General features: G+C 61.7%; 16 protein-coding genes and 1 pseudogene. 16 read left to right on the forward strand and 1 reads right to left on the reverse strand.

The window, feature by feature from the left end; all coding sequences use genetic code 11:
• The first annotated feature begins 179 nt into the window (after window positions 1–179).
• The 4 genes from ACLH1I_RS15905 to ACLH1I_RS15920 are packed head-to-tail and all read left to right on the forward strand — an operon-like array spanning window position 180 to window position 3,736.
• Window positions 180–1,127: a 4-hydroxyproline epimerase gene (locus ACLH1I_RS15905; RefSeq protein WP_065802804.1), complete on the forward strand. Its 948-nt coding sequence runs from the start codon at window positions 180–182 to the stop codon at window positions 1,125–1,127.
• Window positions 1,124–2,233 carry an NAD(P)/FAD-dependent oxidoreductase gene (locus ACLH1I_RS15910; RefSeq protein ID WP_064151049.1) on the forward strand — a complete coding sequence of 370 codons (1,110 nt, stop codon included), beginning with the start codon at window positions 1,124–1,126 and terminating at the stop codon, window positions 2,231–2,233. Before ACLH1I_RS15905 ends, ACLH1I_RS15910 begins: the two co-directional genes overlap by 4 nt.
• On the forward strand, window positions 2,230–2,493 hold the full coding sequence (locus ACLH1I_RS15915; RefSeq protein ID WP_017899119.1) for a (2Fe-2S)-binding protein: 264 nt from the start codon (window positions 2,230–2,232) through the stop codon (window positions 2,491–2,493). The genes ACLH1I_RS15910 and ACLH1I_RS15915 overlap by 4 nt, the downstream gene beginning before the upstream one ends.
• Window positions 2,474–3,736, forward strand: coding sequence for an FAD-dependent oxidoreductase (locus tag ACLH1I_RS15920; RefSeq protein WP_072042548.1), 1,263 nt, complete (start codon window positions 2,474–2,476; stop codon window positions 3,734–3,736). Before ACLH1I_RS15915 ends, ACLH1I_RS15920 begins: the two co-directional genes overlap by 20 nt.
• Window positions 3,737–3,739: 3 nt before the next feature.
• Here the strand turns inward: ACLH1I_RS15920 and hpaR are convergent, their stop codons facing one another.
• Window positions 3,740–4,180 (reverse strand): homoprotocatechuate degradation operon regulator HpaR, encoded by a 441-nt coding sequence (hpaR, locus tag ACLH1I_RS15925; protein ID WP_002887503.1) that lies wholly within the window; start codon window positions 4,178–4,180, stop codon window positions 3,740–3,742.
• A 64-nt stretch (window positions 4,181–4,244) separates the two neighbouring features.
• On the opposite strand from hpaR, the pseudogene ACLH1I_RS15930 reads away from it, so the two are divergent.
• From ACLH1I_RS15930 to ACLH1I_RS15985, 12 genes and pseudogenes are all read left to right on the forward strand, one after another.
• Window positions 4,245–4,409 (forward strand): annotated as a pseudogene (locus ACLH1I_RS15930) (hypothetical protein).
• Between the two features lie 57 nt (window positions 4,410–4,466).
• Window positions 4,467–5,099, forward strand: coding sequence for a fumarylacetoacetate hydrolase family protein (locus ACLH1I_RS15935; protein WP_048322904.1), 633 nt, complete (start codon window positions 4,467–4,469; stop codon window positions 5,097–5,099).
• A complete protein-coding gene (locus ACLH1I_RS15940) occupies window positions 5,096–5,860 on the forward strand; it encodes a fumarylacetoacetate hydrolase family protein (protein WP_048322902.1) in 765 nt (254 codons plus the stop codon). The genes ACLH1I_RS15935 and ACLH1I_RS15940 overlap by 4 nt, the downstream gene beginning before the upstream one ends.
• On the forward strand, window positions 5,857–7,323 hold the full coding sequence (gene hpaE / locus ACLH1I_RS15945; RefSeq protein WP_004204183.1) for a 5-carboxymethyl-2-hydroxymuconate semialdehyde dehydrogenase: 1,467 nt from the start codon (window positions 5,857–5,859) through the stop codon (window positions 7,321–7,323). Before ACLH1I_RS15940 ends, hpaE begins: the two co-directional genes overlap by 4 nt.
• A 1-nt stretch (window position 7,324) precedes the next feature.
• Window positions 7,325–8,182, forward strand: a complete 858-nt coding sequence (gene hpaD, locus ACLH1I_RS15950) for a 3,4-dihydroxyphenylacetate 2,3-dioxygenase (RefSeq protein ID WP_002887492.1) — start codon at window positions 7,325–7,327, stop codon at window positions 8,180–8,182.
• A gap of 9 nt (window positions 8,183–8,191) precedes the next feature.
• A complete protein-coding gene (locus tag ACLH1I_RS15955) occupies window positions 8,192–8,572 on the forward strand; it encodes a 5-carboxymethyl-2-hydroxymuconate Delta-isomerase (RefSeq protein ID WP_017899124.1) in 381 nt (126 codons plus the stop codon).
• Between the two features lie 108 nt (window positions 8,573–8,680).
• Window positions 8,681–9,484 carry a 2-oxo-hept-4-ene-1,7-dioate hydratase gene (gene hpaH / locus ACLH1I_RS15960; protein ID WP_004204180.1) on the forward strand — a complete coding sequence of 268 codons (804 nt, stop codon included), beginning with the start codon at window positions 8,681–8,683 and terminating at the stop codon, window positions 9,482–9,484.
• A gap of 10 nt (window positions 9,485–9,494) precedes the next feature.
• Window positions 9,495–10,292 (forward strand): 4-hydroxy-2-oxoheptanedioate aldolase, encoded by a 798-nt coding sequence (gene hpaI / locus ACLH1I_RS15965; RefSeq protein WP_017899125.1) that lies wholly within the window; start codon window positions 9,495–9,497, stop codon window positions 10,290–10,292.
• 21 nt (window positions 10,293–10,313) lie between these two features.
• A complete protein-coding gene (gene hpaX / locus ACLH1I_RS15970) occupies window positions 10,314–11,672 on the forward strand; it encodes a 4-hydroxyphenylacetate permease (RefSeq protein WP_004204177.1) in 1,359 nt (452 codons plus the stop codon).
• A gap of 9 nt (window positions 11,673–11,681) precedes the next feature.
• Window positions 11,682–12,572 (forward strand): 4-hydroxyphenylacetate catabolism regulatory protein HpaA, encoded by an 891-nt coding sequence (gene hpaA, locus ACLH1I_RS15975; protein ID WP_004204176.1) that lies wholly within the window; start codon window positions 11,682–11,684, stop codon window positions 12,570–12,572.
• Between the two features lie 223 nt (window positions 12,573–12,795).
• A complete protein-coding gene (hpaB, locus tag ACLH1I_RS15980) occupies window positions 12,796–14,358 on the forward strand; it encodes a 4-hydroxyphenylacetate 3-monooxygenase, oxygenase component (RefSeq protein WP_002887473.1) in 1,563 nt (520 codons plus the stop codon).
• Window positions 14,359–14,377: 19 nt separating this feature from the next.
• The gene (locus ACLH1I_RS15985; RefSeq protein WP_017899127.1) at window positions 14,378–14,890 is read left to right on the forward strand and encodes a 4-hydroxyphenylacetate 3-monooxygenase reductase subunit; all 513 of its coding nucleotides are present in this window, start codon (window positions 14,378–14,380) and stop codon (window positions 14,888–14,890) included.
• Window positions 14,891–14,899 lie beyond the last annotated feature (9 nt).

The following is a 14,899-nucleotide window of genomic DNA, read 5'->3' on the forward strand; positions in this document are numbered from 1 at the left end:
CACTTTCGGTTTACCACGCCATTAACCAAATGATTAATAAGAAATAACTATGCAACGTATGCACATCACCCCGGCACGATTATGCCGATTTCGTCATTATCTCTGCCGAAAGTGCTCAAGCCGCCCGCCCCGGGTTGCGCCAGCATGATGAAACATGTTGTTAACTTTCGGAGAGCAGAATGACCGCGCCACGCCCCCCTATTGCGCTGAGAGCCATTGATTCACACACCGGCGGCGAACCCACCCGCCTGATCGTTGACGGCTTCCCCGACCTCGGCGGCGGCAGCATGGCGCAGCGCCGCGACCGTTTCGCCCGTGACTTCGATCGCTGGCGTCAGGCGGTGATTCTCGAACCGCGCGGCAACGATGTGCTGGTCGGCGCGCTGCTGTGCCAGCCGGTCTCGGCGGCGGCCACCGCTGGCGTCATTTTCTTCAACAACGCCGGTTTTCTGAATATGTGCGGCCACGGCACCATCGGGCTTATCGCCTCGCTGGCGTGGCTTGGCCGTATCCAGCCAGGCGTACATCTGATTGAAACCCCGGTCGGCGACGTAAGCGCCACGTTACACGACGATGGCAGCGTATCGGTGCAAAACGTCCCGGCCCGCCGCTGGAAAAAGCAGGTCCGCGTGGAGACCGCGCTCGGCCCCGTCGTCGGCGATATTGCCTGGGGCGGCAACTGGTTTTTCCTGATCAACGATCACCCGTTCGCCATTACCCCGGCGCACATCCCACAGCTCACCGACTACGCCTGGGCGGTACGCGAGGGGCTGGAGGCCGCGGGGATCCGCGGCGACGACGGCGGCGTTATCGATCATATCGAGCTGTTCGCCGATGACGATGCCGCCGACAGCCGCAGCTTCGTACTCTGTCCGGGAAAGGCCTGGGATCGTTCGCCGTGCGGCACCGGCACCAGCGCCAAGCTGGCCTGCCTGGCGCAGGATGGCAAACTGCAGCCGGGAGCGATCTGGCGCCAGGCCAGCATCATCGGCAGCCAGTTTACCGCCAGCTACCAGCGCGCCGCCGCGGGCATCATCCCCACGATCCGCGGCGAAGCCTGGGTGTGCGGCGATAATCAGTTGATCCTCAACCCGGACGATCCCTTTTGCTGGGGGATCGCCCCGTGAAGTCGTGCGATGTCATCGTGATCGGCGCCGGGATCATCGGCGCCGCCTGTGCGTGGCAGCTGGCGAAGCGGGGGCAGAGCGTGACGCTTATCGACGACGGTCAGCCCGGCGCGACAGCGGCCGGTATGGGCCATCTGGTGTGCATGGATGACGACCCCGCCGAACTGGCGCTGTCGGCGTGGTCGCTGGCGCGCTGGCGCGCCATCACGCCGCGGATGCCCGACGCTTGCGCCTGGCGCGGCTGCGGCACGCTGTGGCTGGCGGATAGCGAAGAAGAGATGGCCGTCGCGGGCGAAAAACAGCGGCGGCTGGCAGGCTATCAGGTCCACAGCGAGCTGCAGACCCCGCAGCAGATCGCCGGGCGCGAACCGCTGCTGCGCAGCGGGCTGGCCGGCGGGCTATGGGTGCCCGGCGATGGTATCGTCTACGCGCCGAACGTCGCCCGCTGGCTGGTGGCCGATGCCGGAGACCATCTCACCTGCCTGCGCGACAGCGCGCAGGCGATTACCGAACCACAGGTACAGCTCGCCAGCGGCAAACGGCTACAGGCGCGGGCCATCGTGGTGGCCTGCGGACTTGAAGCCAACGCGCTGTTAGCAGAAAACTGGCTGCGGCCGAAAAAAGGCCAACTGGCGATAACCGATCGCTACGGGCCGCGGGTACATCACCAGCTGGTTGAACTGGGTTACGGCGCCAGCGCCCACGGCGGCGGCACCTCGGTGGCCTTTAACCTGCAGCCGCGGCCCACCGGCCAGCTGCTGATTGGCTCGTCGCGCCAGTTTGATAACCGCGAGCGCCAGCTGGATCTCCCCTTGCTGGGGCAGATGCTCGATCGCGCCCGCCATTTTGTGCCGGCGCTGGCGACGCTGAATATCATCCGCTGCTGGAGCGGCCTGCGCGCCGCCTCACAGGATGGCAATCCGCTGATTGGCCCGCACCCCACGCGCCGCGGTGTATGGCTGGCGCTGGGCCATGAAGGGCTGGGCGTCACCACCGCCCCGGCGACGGCTGAACTGCTGGCGGCGCAGATCCTCGGCGAACGCTGCCCGCTGGCGCCTGAGGCCTGGCTCCCGACCCGTCTGTATCATCAGGAGGCGATCGCATGAATAACACGCTCACTATCACCGTCGATGGCGAAGCGCTGACGGTGCCGGAAGGGATCAGCGTGGCGGCGGCGCTGGCGTTGACCGGCGATCCCACCACCCGCCAGGCGGTTAACGGCGACCCCCGCGCGCCGTTTTGCGGCATGGGGATCTGCCAGGAGTGCCGGATCACCGTCGACGGCCGGCGGGTGCTGGCCTGCCAGACCCTGTGCCGGGCCGGCATGCAAATAGAAAGGAGCCGCTATGCACACGCTGCGCTGTGACATTTTAATCCTCGGCGCCGGCCCAGCCGGCATGGCGGCCGCGCTCTCTGCCGCCGCCTGCAATAAGCAGGTCATTATTCTCGACGATAACCCCGCACCCGGCGGGCAAATCTGGCGCGCCGGCCCGCAGACGACGCTGCCCGCCCTGGCCCGGCGCTACCGCGACGCCATCGCCGCGTCTGCCGCCATCCGGATGGTGAACGGCGCGCGGCTGATTGCCCGCCCCTCCGCGCGCAGCGTGCTGTTTGAAACCGCCGACGGCGGGGGCGTGGTTGACTGGCAGAAACTGATCCTCTGCTGCGGTGCGCGCGAGCTGTCGCTGCCCTTTCCCGGCTGGACCTTACCCGGCGTGACCGGCGCGGGCGGCCTGCAGGCGCAGATCAAGCAGGGCCTGTCGCTGAAAGGAGAAAAGGTGGTGATTGCCGGCAGCGGCCCGCTGCTGCTGGCGGTGGCGGATACGGTGAATAAGGCCGGAGGCCAGGTAACGAATATCATTGAGCAAGCGGCGCTCCCGGCGCTGCTGCGCTTCGCCAGCGGGCTGTGGCGCTGGCCGCAGAAGCTGCGCCAGTTAGCGACGCTGGCCCCGAAAGGCTATCTTAGCGGCGCCCAGGCGATCCGCGCCCACGGCACAACGCGGCTGGAGGCCGTGACATTGCGCCAGCGCGGCGTCGAGCGGACTATCGCCTGCGATCGGCTGGCCATCGGCTACGGGCTGGTGCCCAATATCGAGATGGGGCTGCTGTTCGGTTGCGCCACGGCGCAGGAGGCGATCCAGGTTAACCGCTGGCAGGAGACCAGCATCGCGGATGTCTACGCCGCCGGGGAGTGCACCGGTTTCGGCGGGAGCGAGCTGGCGCTGGTGGAGGGCGAAATCGCCGGGTATGCCGCCGCCGGTGCCAGCCAGCAGGCCCAGGCGCGATTTGCCCGTCGCGCCCGCTGGCAGCGCTTCGCCGCGGCTATCAACCGCACCTTCCAGCTGGCAGAGTCGTTGAAAAACGCGGCGACGCCGGAGAGCCTGCTGTGCCGTTGCGAAGATGTGCGCTGCGGCGACGTGGCTGCCGCCGACGACTGGCTGCAGGCCAAACTGACCCAGCGCTGCGGAATGGGCGCCTGTCAAGGGCGCACCTGCGCCGCCAGCGCCCGCTGGCTGTATGGCTGGCCGCTGCCGCAGCCGAGAGAGCCGCTGTCCCCCGCCCGCGCGGAAACGCTTATTGCCCTCGCCAGGCTGAGCGCCGAGCCGTAACCGCTACTCTTCTTCATCACCGCGCCCGGCAGGGACGCCAAGCGCAATAAACTCCTCCAGCAGCGAGGTCAGTTGCTGCAGCTTTTCCGTGGTGAACTGAGCCTCCAGCAGACGATAGGTTTCTTCCACCTCCGCCTGGGCGCTTTCGTACAGCGCGGTTCCGGCAGGCGTCAGCGAGACGTATAGCTTGCGCTGATCGTTAACCGGCTTCAGGCGCAGCACCAGCCCATCCCGCTCCATACGCGTCAAAATACCGGTCAGACTGGGGCGCAGGATACAGGCGCGAAAAGCCAGATCGTGAAAATCCATCGACGGACGTTCGGCGAGGATCCGCACGATCCGCCACTGCTGTTCGGTGAGATTGTGTCGTTTAACGATCGGTCGAAAGTAGGCCATCGCCGCTTCACGCGCCTGCAACAAGGCAATGGTTAATGAATCATGCATAGTTTCCCCTCAACGGCCTCATCTAAAACTTATTAACAAATTAATAATTAGCGTTAATCCTGCCATGTACAACCGGTTTCTGCACCTGAAAAGTACCAGTCTTTCCCTGAAAAATATTCAACTCGTTGATTAATAATAAATAAGTTACTGATGTGTAAATATTGTGTTAATCAGATCACAAAACATTCACTTCCAGTTGCTAAACCTCAGCGCAAAGCATAAAAGATGATCATTAATATATTAACAAAATCCCTTTGAACCGAAATCAGTCCCAGAGGAGTGGTGAATGAAAGGTACCATCTTCGCCGTTGCGCTCAATCATCGCAGCCAGCTCGACGCCTGGCGCGAGGCGTTTCAACAGGCCCCCTACAAGACGCCGCCGAAAACCGCGGTCTGGTTTATCAAGCCGCGCAATACCGTGATTGGCGATGGCGAGGCGATCCCCTATCCGCCGGGTGAAATCGTGCTAAGCGGCGCCACCGTGGCGCTGATTGTCGGCAAAACCGCGCGCAAGGTGGCGGAAGAAGAGGCGGCAAACTATATCGCCGGCTACGCGCTGGCTAACGACGTCAGCCTGCCGGAAGAGAGTTTTTATCGCCCGGCGATCAAGGCCAAGTGCCGCGATGGCTTCTGCCCCCTCGGCGCGCTGTCGCCGGTGCGCAACGTCGATAACCTGACCATCATCACCGAAATCAACGGCCGCGAAGCGGACAGCTGGCATACCGGCGATCTGCAGCGTAACGCCGCGCAGCTGCTGAGCGCCTTGAGCGAGTTCGCCACCCTCAATCCCGGCGACGCGATCCTCATCGGTACGCCCCACTCCCGCGTCACGCTGCGCCCCGGCGACCGGGTACGTATCCTCGCCGACGGTTTCCCGACGCTGGAAAACCCGGTTGTCGCAGAAGGAGAGCTGGCATGAAACAGGCACGCATTGAATGGCAGGGACAGGTACGCGACGTGCTGGTCGATGAACGCGACCAGGTGCGCCTGAACGATGGCACGGTATTGAAAGAAGGCGAATTCCGCTGGTTGCCGCCCGCCGACGGCACGCTGTTCGCGCTGGGGCTGAACTACGCCGACCACGCCAGCGAGCTGGAATTTAAGCCGCCAACCGAGCCTTTGGTGTTCATCAAAGCGCCGAACACCTTTACTGGCCACCAGCAGCAGTCGGTACGCCCGGATAACGTCGAATACATGCACTACGAAGCCGAACTGGTGGTGGTGATCGGGAAAACCGCGCGCCGCGTCAGCGAAGCCGAGGCCATGGACTATGTCGCTGGCTATACCGTGTGCAACGACTACGCGATCCGCGACTACCTGGAAAACTACTACCGCCCGAACCTGCGGGTGAAAAGCCGCGATACCCTGACGCCGATTGGCCCGTGGATCGTCGGCAAAGAGGCGATCCCGGATCCGCATAATCTGGCCCTGCGCACCTGGGTCAACGGCGAACTGCGCCAGCAGGGCACCACCGCCGATCTGATCTTCAGCATCCCGTTCCTCATCGCTTATTTAAGCGAATTTATGACCCTGCAACCGGGCGACATGATCGCCACCGGCACGCCGAAAGGGCTATCCGATGTGGTGCCGGGCGACGAGGTGATCGTTGAAGTCGAGGGCGTGGGCCGCCTGGTCAACCATATCATCAGCCAGCAAGCGTATGAGGAGACACTGTCATGAAAAAGATTAACCATTGGATCAACGGTAAAAACGTTGCCGGCGCAGACTATTTTCATACCACCAACCCGGCCACCGGCGAGGTACTGGCTGAAGTCGCCTCCGGCGGCGAAGCCGAAATCAACCAGGCGGTAGCGGCGGCGAAAGAGGCCTTCCCGAAGTGGGCTAACCTGGCGATGAAAGAGCGCGCCCGCCTGATGCGCCGCCTGGGGGATCTGATCGATCAGAACGTCCCGGAGATCGCGGCGATGGAAACTGCCGATACCGGCCTGCCGATCCACCAGACCAAAAACGTGCTGATCCCGCGCGCCTCACATAACTTCGAATTTTTCGCCGAAGTGTGCCAGCAGATGAACGGCAAAACCTACCCCGTCGACGACAAGATGCTGAACTACACCCTGGTGCAGCCGGTTGGCGTCTGCGCGCTGGTGTCGCCATGGAACGTGCCGTTTATGACCGCCACCTGGAAGGTGGCGCCGTGCCTGGCCTTAGGCAATACCGCAGTGCTGAAAATGTCCGAGCTGTCTCCGCTGACCGCCGATCGTCTGGGCGAGCTGGCGCTGGAGGCCGGGATCCCGGCCGGCGTGCTGAACGTGGTGCAGGGCTACGGCGCCACCGCCGGCGACGCGCTGGTGCGCCATCATGATGTGCGCGCCGTCTCCTTCACCGGCGGCACTGCCACCGGGCGCAACATCATGAAAAACGCTGGCCTGAAAAAGTACTCCATGGAGCTGGGCGGCAAATCGCCGGTGCTGATTTTTGAAGACGCCGATATCGAGCGCGCGTTAGACGCCGCGCTGTTCACCATCTTCTCGATCAACGGCGAACGCTGCACCGCCGGCTCGCGCATCTTTATTCAGCAGAGCATCTACCCCGAGTTCGTCAAGCGCTTCGCCGAGCGCGCCAACCGCCTGCGCGTGGGCGATCCGACCGATCCGAATACCCAGGTCGGCGCGCTGATTAGCCAACAGCACTGGGAGAAAGTGTCCGGTTACATTCGCCTCGGCATCGAAGAGGGGGCCACCCTGCTGGCCGGCGGCGCGGATAAGCCGTCCGACCTGCCGGCGCATCTGAAAGCCGGCAACTTCCTGCGCCCGACGGTGCTGGCGGATGTCGACAACCGCATGCGCGTCGCGCAGGAAGAGATTTTTGGCCCGGTCGCCTGCCTGCTGCCGTTCAAAGACGAAGCGGAAGGGCTGCGCCTGGCTAACGATGTGGAATACGGCCTGGCGTCGTATATCTGGACCCAGGACGTCAGCAAAGTGCTGCGTCTGGCGCGCGGTATTGAAGCCGGGATGGTGTTCGTCAACACCCAGAACGTGCGCGACCTGCGTCAGCCGTTCGGCGGCGTGAAGGCCTCCGGCACCGGCCGCGAAGGCGGCGAGTACAGCTTTGAAGTGTTCGCCGAAATGAAAAACGTCTGCATCTCGATGGGCGACCATCCGATCCCGAAATGGGGAGTCTGATATGGGTAAGTTAGCGTTAGCAGCAAAAATCACTCACGTGCCGTCGATGTATCTGTCTGAGCTGCCGGGGAAAAACCACGGCTGCCGCCAGGGCGCGATCGACGGACATAAAGAAATTGGCAAGCGCTGCCGCGAAATGGGCGTCGATACCATCATCGTGTTCGACACCCACTGGCTGGTCAACAGCGCCTACCACATCAACTGCGCCGACCATTTCCAGGGCGTCTACACCAGTAACGAACTGCCGCATTTTATTCGCGACATGACCTACGACTACGACGGCAACCCGGAGCTGGGCCAGCTCATCGCCGACGAGGCGGTGAAGCTCGGGGTACGCGCCAAAGCGCACAATATTCCGAGCCTGAAGCTGGAGTACGGCACCCTGGTGCCGATGCGCTACATGAACAGCGATAAGCATTTCAAAGTGGTGTCTATTTCCGCCTTCTGTACCGTTCACGACTTTGCCGACAGCCGCAGGCTGGGCGAAGCGATCCTCAAAGCCATTGAAAAATATGACGGCACCGTGGCGGTGCTGGCCAGCGGCTCGCTGTCGCACCGCTTTATCGACGATCAACGCGCCGAAGAGGGGATGAACAGCTACACCCGCGAGTTCGATCATCAGATGGATGAGCGGGTGGTGAAGCTGTGGCGCGAGGGCAAATTTAAAGAGTTCTGCACCATGCTGCCGGAGTACGCCGACTACTGCTACGGCGAAGGCAACATGCACGACACGGTGATGCTGCTCGGCCTGCTGGGCTGGGATAAATATGACGGCAAGGTGGAGTTTATCACCGAGCTGTTCGCCAGCTCCGGTACCGGCCAGGTTAACGCCGTGTTCCCGCTGCCGGCGCAGGCGTAAGGGGGCCCCATGCCGCATTTTATCGCCGAATGTACCGACAACATCCGCGAGCAGGCCGATCTGCCCGGGCTGTTCGCCAAAGTCAACGAGGCGCTGGCCGCCACCGGCATCTTTCCGATCGGCGGGATCCGCAGCCGTGCCCACTGGCTCGATACCTGGCAGATGGCCGACGGCAAGCAGGATTACGCCTTTGTCCATATGACGCTGAAGATCGGCTCCGGGCGCAGCCTGGAGAGCCGTCAGGACGTGGGAGATATGCTGTTCGCGCTGATCAAATCCCATTTCGCGGCGCTGATGGAGAGTCGCTACCTGGCGCTGTCGTTCGCCATGGAAGAGCTCGACCCGACGCTGAACTACAAACAGAACAACGTGCACGCGTTATTTAAATAATGTGCAAATTGCCCGGTGGCGCTGCGCTTACCGGGCCTACAACGGCCATGAATTTGTAGGCCGGATAAGCGAAGCGCCATCCGGCAATACAATGCCACAGGAATCACTATGCTCGATAAACAGACCCGAACCCTGATTGCCCAGCGGCTGAATCAGGCCGAAAAACAGCGTGAACAGATCCGCGCGATCTCGCTGGATTATCCGTCAATCACCATTGAGGACGCATACGCCGTCCAGCGCGAGTGGGTCGAGATGAAGATCGCCGAAGGCCGCGTACTCAAAGGCCACAAGATCGGCCTGACCTCAAAAGCCATGCAGGCCAGCTCGCAGATCAGCGAGCCGGACTACGGCGCGCTGCTTGACGATATGTTCTTCCACGACGGCAGCGATATCCCCACCGACCGCTTTATCGTGCCGCGTATCGAAGTCGAGCTGGCCTTCGTGCTGGCCAAACCGCTGCGCGGCCCGAACTGCACGCTGTTTGATGTCTACAACGCCACCGACTTCGTTATTCCGGCGCTGGAGCTTATCGACGCCCGCTGCCACAACATCGATCCGGAAACCCAGCGCCCGCGCAAAGTGTTCGACACCATTTCCGATAACGCCGCCAACGCCGGGGTGATCCTCGGCGGCCGCCCGATTAAACCCGACGAGCTGGATCTGCGCTGGATCTCCGCCCTGCTGTACCGCAACGGCGTGATTGAGGAGACCGGCGTCGCCGCCGGGGTGCTCAATCACCCGGCCAACGGCGTGGCCTGGCTGGCCAACAAGCTGGCGCCGTACGATGTTCAGCTCGAAGCCGGGCAGATTATTCTCGGCGGCTCCTTTACCCGTCCGGTACCGGCACGCAAGGGCGATACCTTCCATGTCGACTACGGCAATATGGGCGCCATCAGCTGCCGCTTTGTCTGAGGAGAGCAACATGAACAACGCTTTTAAAGCGGCGCTCAAGGCCGGGCGTCCGCAAATCGGCCTGTGGCTTGGGCTGTGCAGTAGCTACAGCGCCGAACTGCTGGCCGGCGCCGGCTTCGACTGGCTGCTGATCGACGGCGAACATGCGCCCAACAATGTACAAACGGTGCTGACCCAGCTTCAGGCCATCGCGCCCTACCCTAGCCAGCCGGTGGTCCGCCCATCGTGGAACGACCCGGTGCAGATCAAACAGCTATTGGATATCGGCGCGCAAACCCTGCTGGTGCCGATGGTTCAGAACGCCGACGAAGCGCGGCTGGCGGTCAGAGCCACCCGCTACCCGCCCGCCGGCATGCGCGGCGTCGGCAGCGCGCTGGCCCGCGCCTCGCGCTGGAACCGCGTGCCGGATTATCTCCACCAGGCCAACGACGCCATGTGCGTCCTGGTACAGATTGAGACCCGCGAAGCGCTGAAAAATCTGCCGCAGATCCTCGATGTCGACGGGGTGGACGGGGTGTTTATCGGCCCGGCGGACCTCAGCGCCGATATGGGTCACGGCGGCAATCCGCAGCACCCGGAAGTACAGGCCGCCATTGAAGATGCCATCCAGCAAATCCGTCAGGCCGGTAAAGCGCCGGGGATCCTGATGGCCAATGAACAGCTGGCGAAGCGCTATCTCGAACTGGGCGCGCTGTTCGTCGCCGTCGGCGTCGATACCACCCTGCTGGCCCGCGGCGCAGAAGCGCTGGCGGCCCGGTTTACCCACACCGCAACGACCACAACCGATAACAATAAATCCGTCTATTGAACGGATAATGTGGAGCGCAACATGACTACCTCTACCCTGCAACACAATGATAATAAATCCGTTGAAGTAGAAAACCGGGTGATCAAAAAGCTGTTCCGCCGCCTGATCACCTTCCTGTTCGTTCTCTTTGTTTTCTCATTTTTGGACCGCATTAATATCGGCTTCGCCGGCCTGACGATGGGCAAAGACCTCGGTCTGACCTCCACCATGTTCGGCCTGGCGGCGACGCTGTTCTACGTCACCTACGTGCTGTGCGGGATCCCCAGCAATATCATGCTGGCGAAAGTTGGCGCGCGCCGTTGGATCGCCGGGATCATGGTGGTCTGGGGGATCGCCTCGACCTGTACCATGTTCGCCACCAGCCCGCATACGCTGTACATCCTGCGCATGCTGGTCGGCATCGCCGAGGCTGGTTTCCTACCAGGGATCCTCGTCTATCTGACCTGGTGGTTCCCGGCCTACCATCGCGCCCGCGCCAACGCCCTGTTTATGATCGCCATGCCGGTGACGATGATGCTCGGCTCGATACTTTCCGGCTATATTCTGGCGCTCGACGGCCTGTGGAACCTGAAGGGCTGGCAGTGGCTGTTTCTGCTGGAAGGCCTGCCATCGGTGGTGCTTGGCGTCGTCACCTGGTTCTTCCTCAACGACACGCCGGATAAAGCCAACTGGCTGGATAACGAAGAGAAACAGGCGCTGAAGGCGATGATCGATCGCGAACGGGAACATGCGGCGATCGTCCCGGCTTCGCCGCGTTCCACGCTGCGCGAAGTCCTGACGCCAGCGGTGCTGATGTATACCCTGGCCTACTTCTGCCTGACCAATACCCTCAGCGCCATTAATATCTGGACGCCGCAGATCCTGCAGAGCTTCAACACCGGCAGTAGCAACATCATGATTGGCCTGCTGGCGGCGATCCCGCAGTTCTGCACCATTTTCGGCATGATCTGGTGGAGTCGCCGCTCCGACCGGCGCAAAGAGCGCAAGATGCATACCATCCTGCCCTACCTGTTCGCCGCGGCGGGTTGGCTGCTGGCTTCGGCAACGCACCACAGCCTGATCCAGCTGATCGGCATTATTATGGCTTCGGTGGGATCCTTTACCGCGATGGCCATTTTCTGGACCACCCCGGATCGGGTGATCAGCCTGCAGTCGCGCGCGGTGGCGCTGGCGGTGATCAACGCCATCGGCAACGTCGGCTCTGCCGTCAGCCCGCTGTTGATCGGCATTTTGCGTGATACCACCGGCAGCTTTAGCTCCGGGCTGTGGTTTGTCGCCGGACTGCTGATCGTCGGCGCGTTGGTGCTCACCCGCATTCCAATGAGCCAGCGTGAGGACGCCGCCGCCGCGCCGGGCTTAGCGGCGCAAAAAGGCCACTAAGGAGCGGGTATGTGTCAGCATTCCATCGCCAACATCGACATCAATAAAGATTACGACGAGAGCCTGGGTACCGAAGAGGTGCACTATCAGTCGTTTGCCCGTATGGCGGCCTTTTTTGGCCGCGACATGCAGGCGCATCGCCACGACCGCTATTTTCAGATGCACTTTCTTGATACCGGGCAGATTGAGCTGCAGCTTGATGACCATCGCTACTCGGTGCAGGCGCCGCTGTTTGTGATAACGCCGCCTTCGGTGCCGCACGCCTTTATTACCGAGTCCGATAGCGATGGTCACGTGTTGACGGTGCACGAAGAACTCATCTGGCCGCTGCTGGAGGTGCTTTATCCCGGCACGCGGGAGACCTTCGGCCTGCCGGGGATCTGCCTGTCGCTGGCGGATAAACCCGACGAGCTGGCGGCGCTGGCGCACTACTGGCAGCTGATTCGCCGGGAATCTACCGCCCAGTTGCCGGGGCGCGAGCATACCCTGGCGCTGCTGGCGCAGGCGGTCTTTACCCTGCTATTGCGTAACGCAAAGCTCGACGATCACGCTGCCAGCGGCATGCGCGGCGAGCTGAAGCTATTCCAGCGCTTTAACCAGATGATCGACAGCCACTACCATCAGCACTGGACGGTACCGGATTACGCCAGGGAGCTGCACCTGACCGAATCGCGGCTGACCGATATCTGTCGCCGCTTTGCCAACCGTTCGCCGAAGCGGCTGATATTCGACCGCCAGCTACGCGAGGCGAAGCGGCTGCTGTTGTTTTCCGATAGCGCGGTTAATGAGATAGCCTGGCAGCTGGGGTTTAAAGATCCCGCTTATTTTGCGCGCTTTTTTAGCCGCCAGGTCGGCTGCTCGCCCAGCAGCTACCGGGCGCAAAAAGTACCGGTATCGTAAGTCCCCGCTGGCGCTGCGCCTGCCGGACGATGGCCCACAGGTCGGGTCAGCGCCGCGCCAGCCGGCAAAAGCTGCAGAGATCACAAAATTCACTCCCGCCTGAAAAGTACCCGTCGTTGTCGCAAACGTCCCTTCACGACAAGCGCAATAACCGCTTCAATTAAACAACAAAAACAAAACATATATTTAACATTATTTTCCGATAAATACTGAAGAGGCCCCTATGAAACCTGAAGATTTCCGCGCCGACGCGAAACGCCCGTTAACTGGCGAAGAATATTTAAAAAGCCTGCAGGATGGCCGCGAAATTTATATCTACGGCGAGCGCGTGAAGGATGTCACCACCCACCCGGCTTTCCGTAATGCCGCGGCTTCTGTCGCGCAACTGTACGATGCGCTGCACAAACCGGAGATGCAGGATTCCCTGTGCTGGGGCACCGATACCGGCAGCGGCGGCTACACCCATAAATTCTTCCGCGTGGCGAAAAGCGCCGACGATCTGCGCCAGCAGCGCGACGCCATCGCCGAATGGTCGCGCTTAAGCTACGGCTGGATGGGCCGCACCCCGGACTATAAAGCCGCCTTCGGCTGCGCGCTGGGCGCCAACCCGGCGTTTTACGGCCAGTTCGAGCAGAACGCCCGCAACTGGTACACCCGCATTCAGGAAACCGGCCTGTACTTTAACCATGCGATCGTCAACCCGCCGATTGACCGCCACAAGCCGGCTGATGAAGTGAAGGATGTTTACATCAAGCTGGAAAAAGAGACCGATGCCGGGATCATCGTCAGCGGCGCGAAAGTAGTCGCCACCAACTCGGCGCTGACCCACTACAACATGATCGGCTTCGGCTCCGCACAGGTGATGGGCGAGAACCCGGACTTCGCCCTGATGTTCGTCGCGCCGATGGATGCCGAAGGGGTGAAGCTTATCTCCCGCGCCTCCTATGAGATGGTCGCCGGCGCGACCGGGTCCCCGTACGACTATCCGCTCTCCAGCCGTTTCGACGAGAACGACGCGATTTTGGTCATGGATAAAGTGCTGATCCCCTGGGAGAACGTGCTGATTTACCGCGACTTTGACCGCTGCCGTCGCTGGACCATGGAGGGCGGTTTCGCCCGCATGTATCCGCTGCAGGCCTGCGTGCGCCTGGCGGTGAAACTGGACTTTATCACCGCCCTGCTGAAGCGTTCTCTGGAATGTACCGGTACCCTCGAATTCCGCGGTGTGCAGGCCGACCTTGGCGAAGTTGTGGCGTGGCGCAACATGTTCTGGGCGTTAAGCGATTCCATGTGCTCGGAAGCGACGCCGTGGGTCAACGGCGCATGGCTGCCGGATCACGCCGCGCTGCAGACCTATCGCGTGATGGCCCCGATGGCCTACGCCAAGATCAAAAACATCATCGAGCGCAACGTCACCAGCGGCCTGATTTATCTGCCGTCCAGCGCCCGCGATCTGAACAACCCGCAGATCGACCAGTATCTGGCGAAGTACGTGCGCGGCTCCAACGGTATGGATCACGTTGAACGTATCAAGATCCTCAAACTGATGTGGGACGCCATCGGCAGCGAATTCGGCGGCCGCCACGAGCTGTATGAAATCAACTACTCCGGTAGCCAGGATGAGATTCGCCTGCAGTGTCTGCGCCAGGCGCAGAGCTCCGGCAATATGGACAAGATGATGGCGATGGTCGACCGCTGCCTTTCCGAGTACGACCAGAACGGCTGGACGGTGCCGCATCTGCACAATAACGCTGATATCAACATGTTGGATAAGCTGCTGAAGTAATTCGCAGCGGGAGGTCATAATGCAATTAGATGAACAACGCCTGCGTTTTCGCGATGCCATGGCCAGCCTGTCGGCGGCGGTGAATGTGGTCACTACCGCAGGCGAAGCCGGCCGCTGCGGGATTACCGCCACGGCGGTGTGCTCGGTGACGGATACGCCGCCATCGGTGATGGTGTGTATCAACGCCAACAGCGCGATGAACCCGGTGTTTCAGGGCAACGGCAAGTTGTGCATCAACGTGCTGAACCACGAACAGGAAATCATGGCCCGTCATTTCGCCGGGATGACCGGGGTGACGATGGAAGAGCGGTTTGCCCTCAGCGGCTGGCAGCACGGCGCGCTCGGGCAGCCGGTGCTGAAGGGCTCGCTGGCCAGTCTCGAAGGCGAGATTAGCCAGGTGCAAACCATCGGTACCCACCTGGTATATCTGGTGGAGATCCGCAATATTACCCTGAGCCCGCAAGGCCACGGCCTGATTTACTTTAAACGCCGTTTCCACCCGGTGATGATGGACATGGAAGTCGCGGTGTAATGGCCTCGC

Source organism: Klebsiella sp. 1SOBk10mer (assembly GCF_046602535.1).
Lineage (GTDB): Bacteria > Pseudomonadota > Gammaproteobacteria > Enterobacterales > Enterobacteriaceae > Klebsiella > Klebsiella quasipneumoniae.

Bases quoted from the DNA above. Each gene is read 5' to 3' on its own strand.
- ACLH1I_RS15905 (WP_065802804.1), top strand. From the start codon at position 180: ATGACCGCGCCACGCCCCCCTATTGCGCTGAGAGCCATTGATTCACAC.
- ACLH1I_RS15915 (WP_017899119.1), top strand. From the start codon at position 2,230: ATGAATAACACGCTCACTATCACCGTCGATGGCGAAGCGCTGACGGTG.
- ACLH1I_RS15920 (WP_072042548.1), top strand. From the start codon at position 2,474: ATGCACACGCTGCGCTGTGACATTTTAATCCTCGGCGCCGGCCCAGCC.
- hpaR (WP_002887503.1), bottom strand. From the start codon at position 4,180: ATGCATGATTCATTAACCATTGCCTTGTTGCAGGCGCGTGAAGCGGCG.
- ACLH1I_RS15935 (WP_048322904.1), top strand. From the start codon at position 4,467: ATGAAAGGTACCATCTTCGCCGTTGCGCTCAATCATCGCAGCCAGCTC.
- ACLH1I_RS15940 (WP_048322902.1), top strand. From the start codon at position 5,096: ATGAAACAGGCACGCATTGAATGGCAGGGACAGGTACGCGACGTGCTG.
- hpaE (WP_004204183.1), top strand. From the start codon at position 5,857: ATGAAAAAGATTAACCATTGGATCAACGGTAAAAACGTTGCCGGCGCA.
- hpaD (WP_002887492.1), top strand. From the start codon at position 7,325: ATGGGTAAGTTAGCGTTAGCAGCAAAAATCACTCACGTGCCGTCGATG.
- ACLH1I_RS15955 (WP_017899124.1), top strand. From the start codon at position 8,192: ATGCCGCATTTTATCGCCGAATGTACCGACAACATCCGCGAGCAGGCC.
- hpaH (WP_004204180.1), top strand. From the start codon at position 8,681: ATGCTCGATAAACAGACCCGAACCCTGATTGCCCAGCGGCTGAATCAG.
- hpaI (WP_017899125.1), top strand. From the start codon at position 9,495: ATGAACAACGCTTTTAAAGCGGCGCTCAAGGCCGGGCGTCCGCAAATC.
- hpaX (WP_004204177.1), top strand. From the start codon at position 10,314: ATGACTACCTCTACCCTGCAACACAATGATAATAAATCCGTTGAAGTA.
- hpaA (WP_004204176.1), top strand. From the start codon at position 11,682: ATGTGTCAGCATTCCATCGCCAACATCGACATCAATAAAGATTACGAC.
- hpaB (WP_002887473.1), top strand. From the start codon at position 12,796: ATGAAACCTGAAGATTTCCGCGCCGACGCGAAACGCCCGTTAACTGGC.
- ACLH1I_RS15985 (WP_017899127.1), top strand. From the start codon at position 14,378: ATGCAATTAGATGAACAACGCCTGCGTTTTCGCGATGCCATGGCCAGC.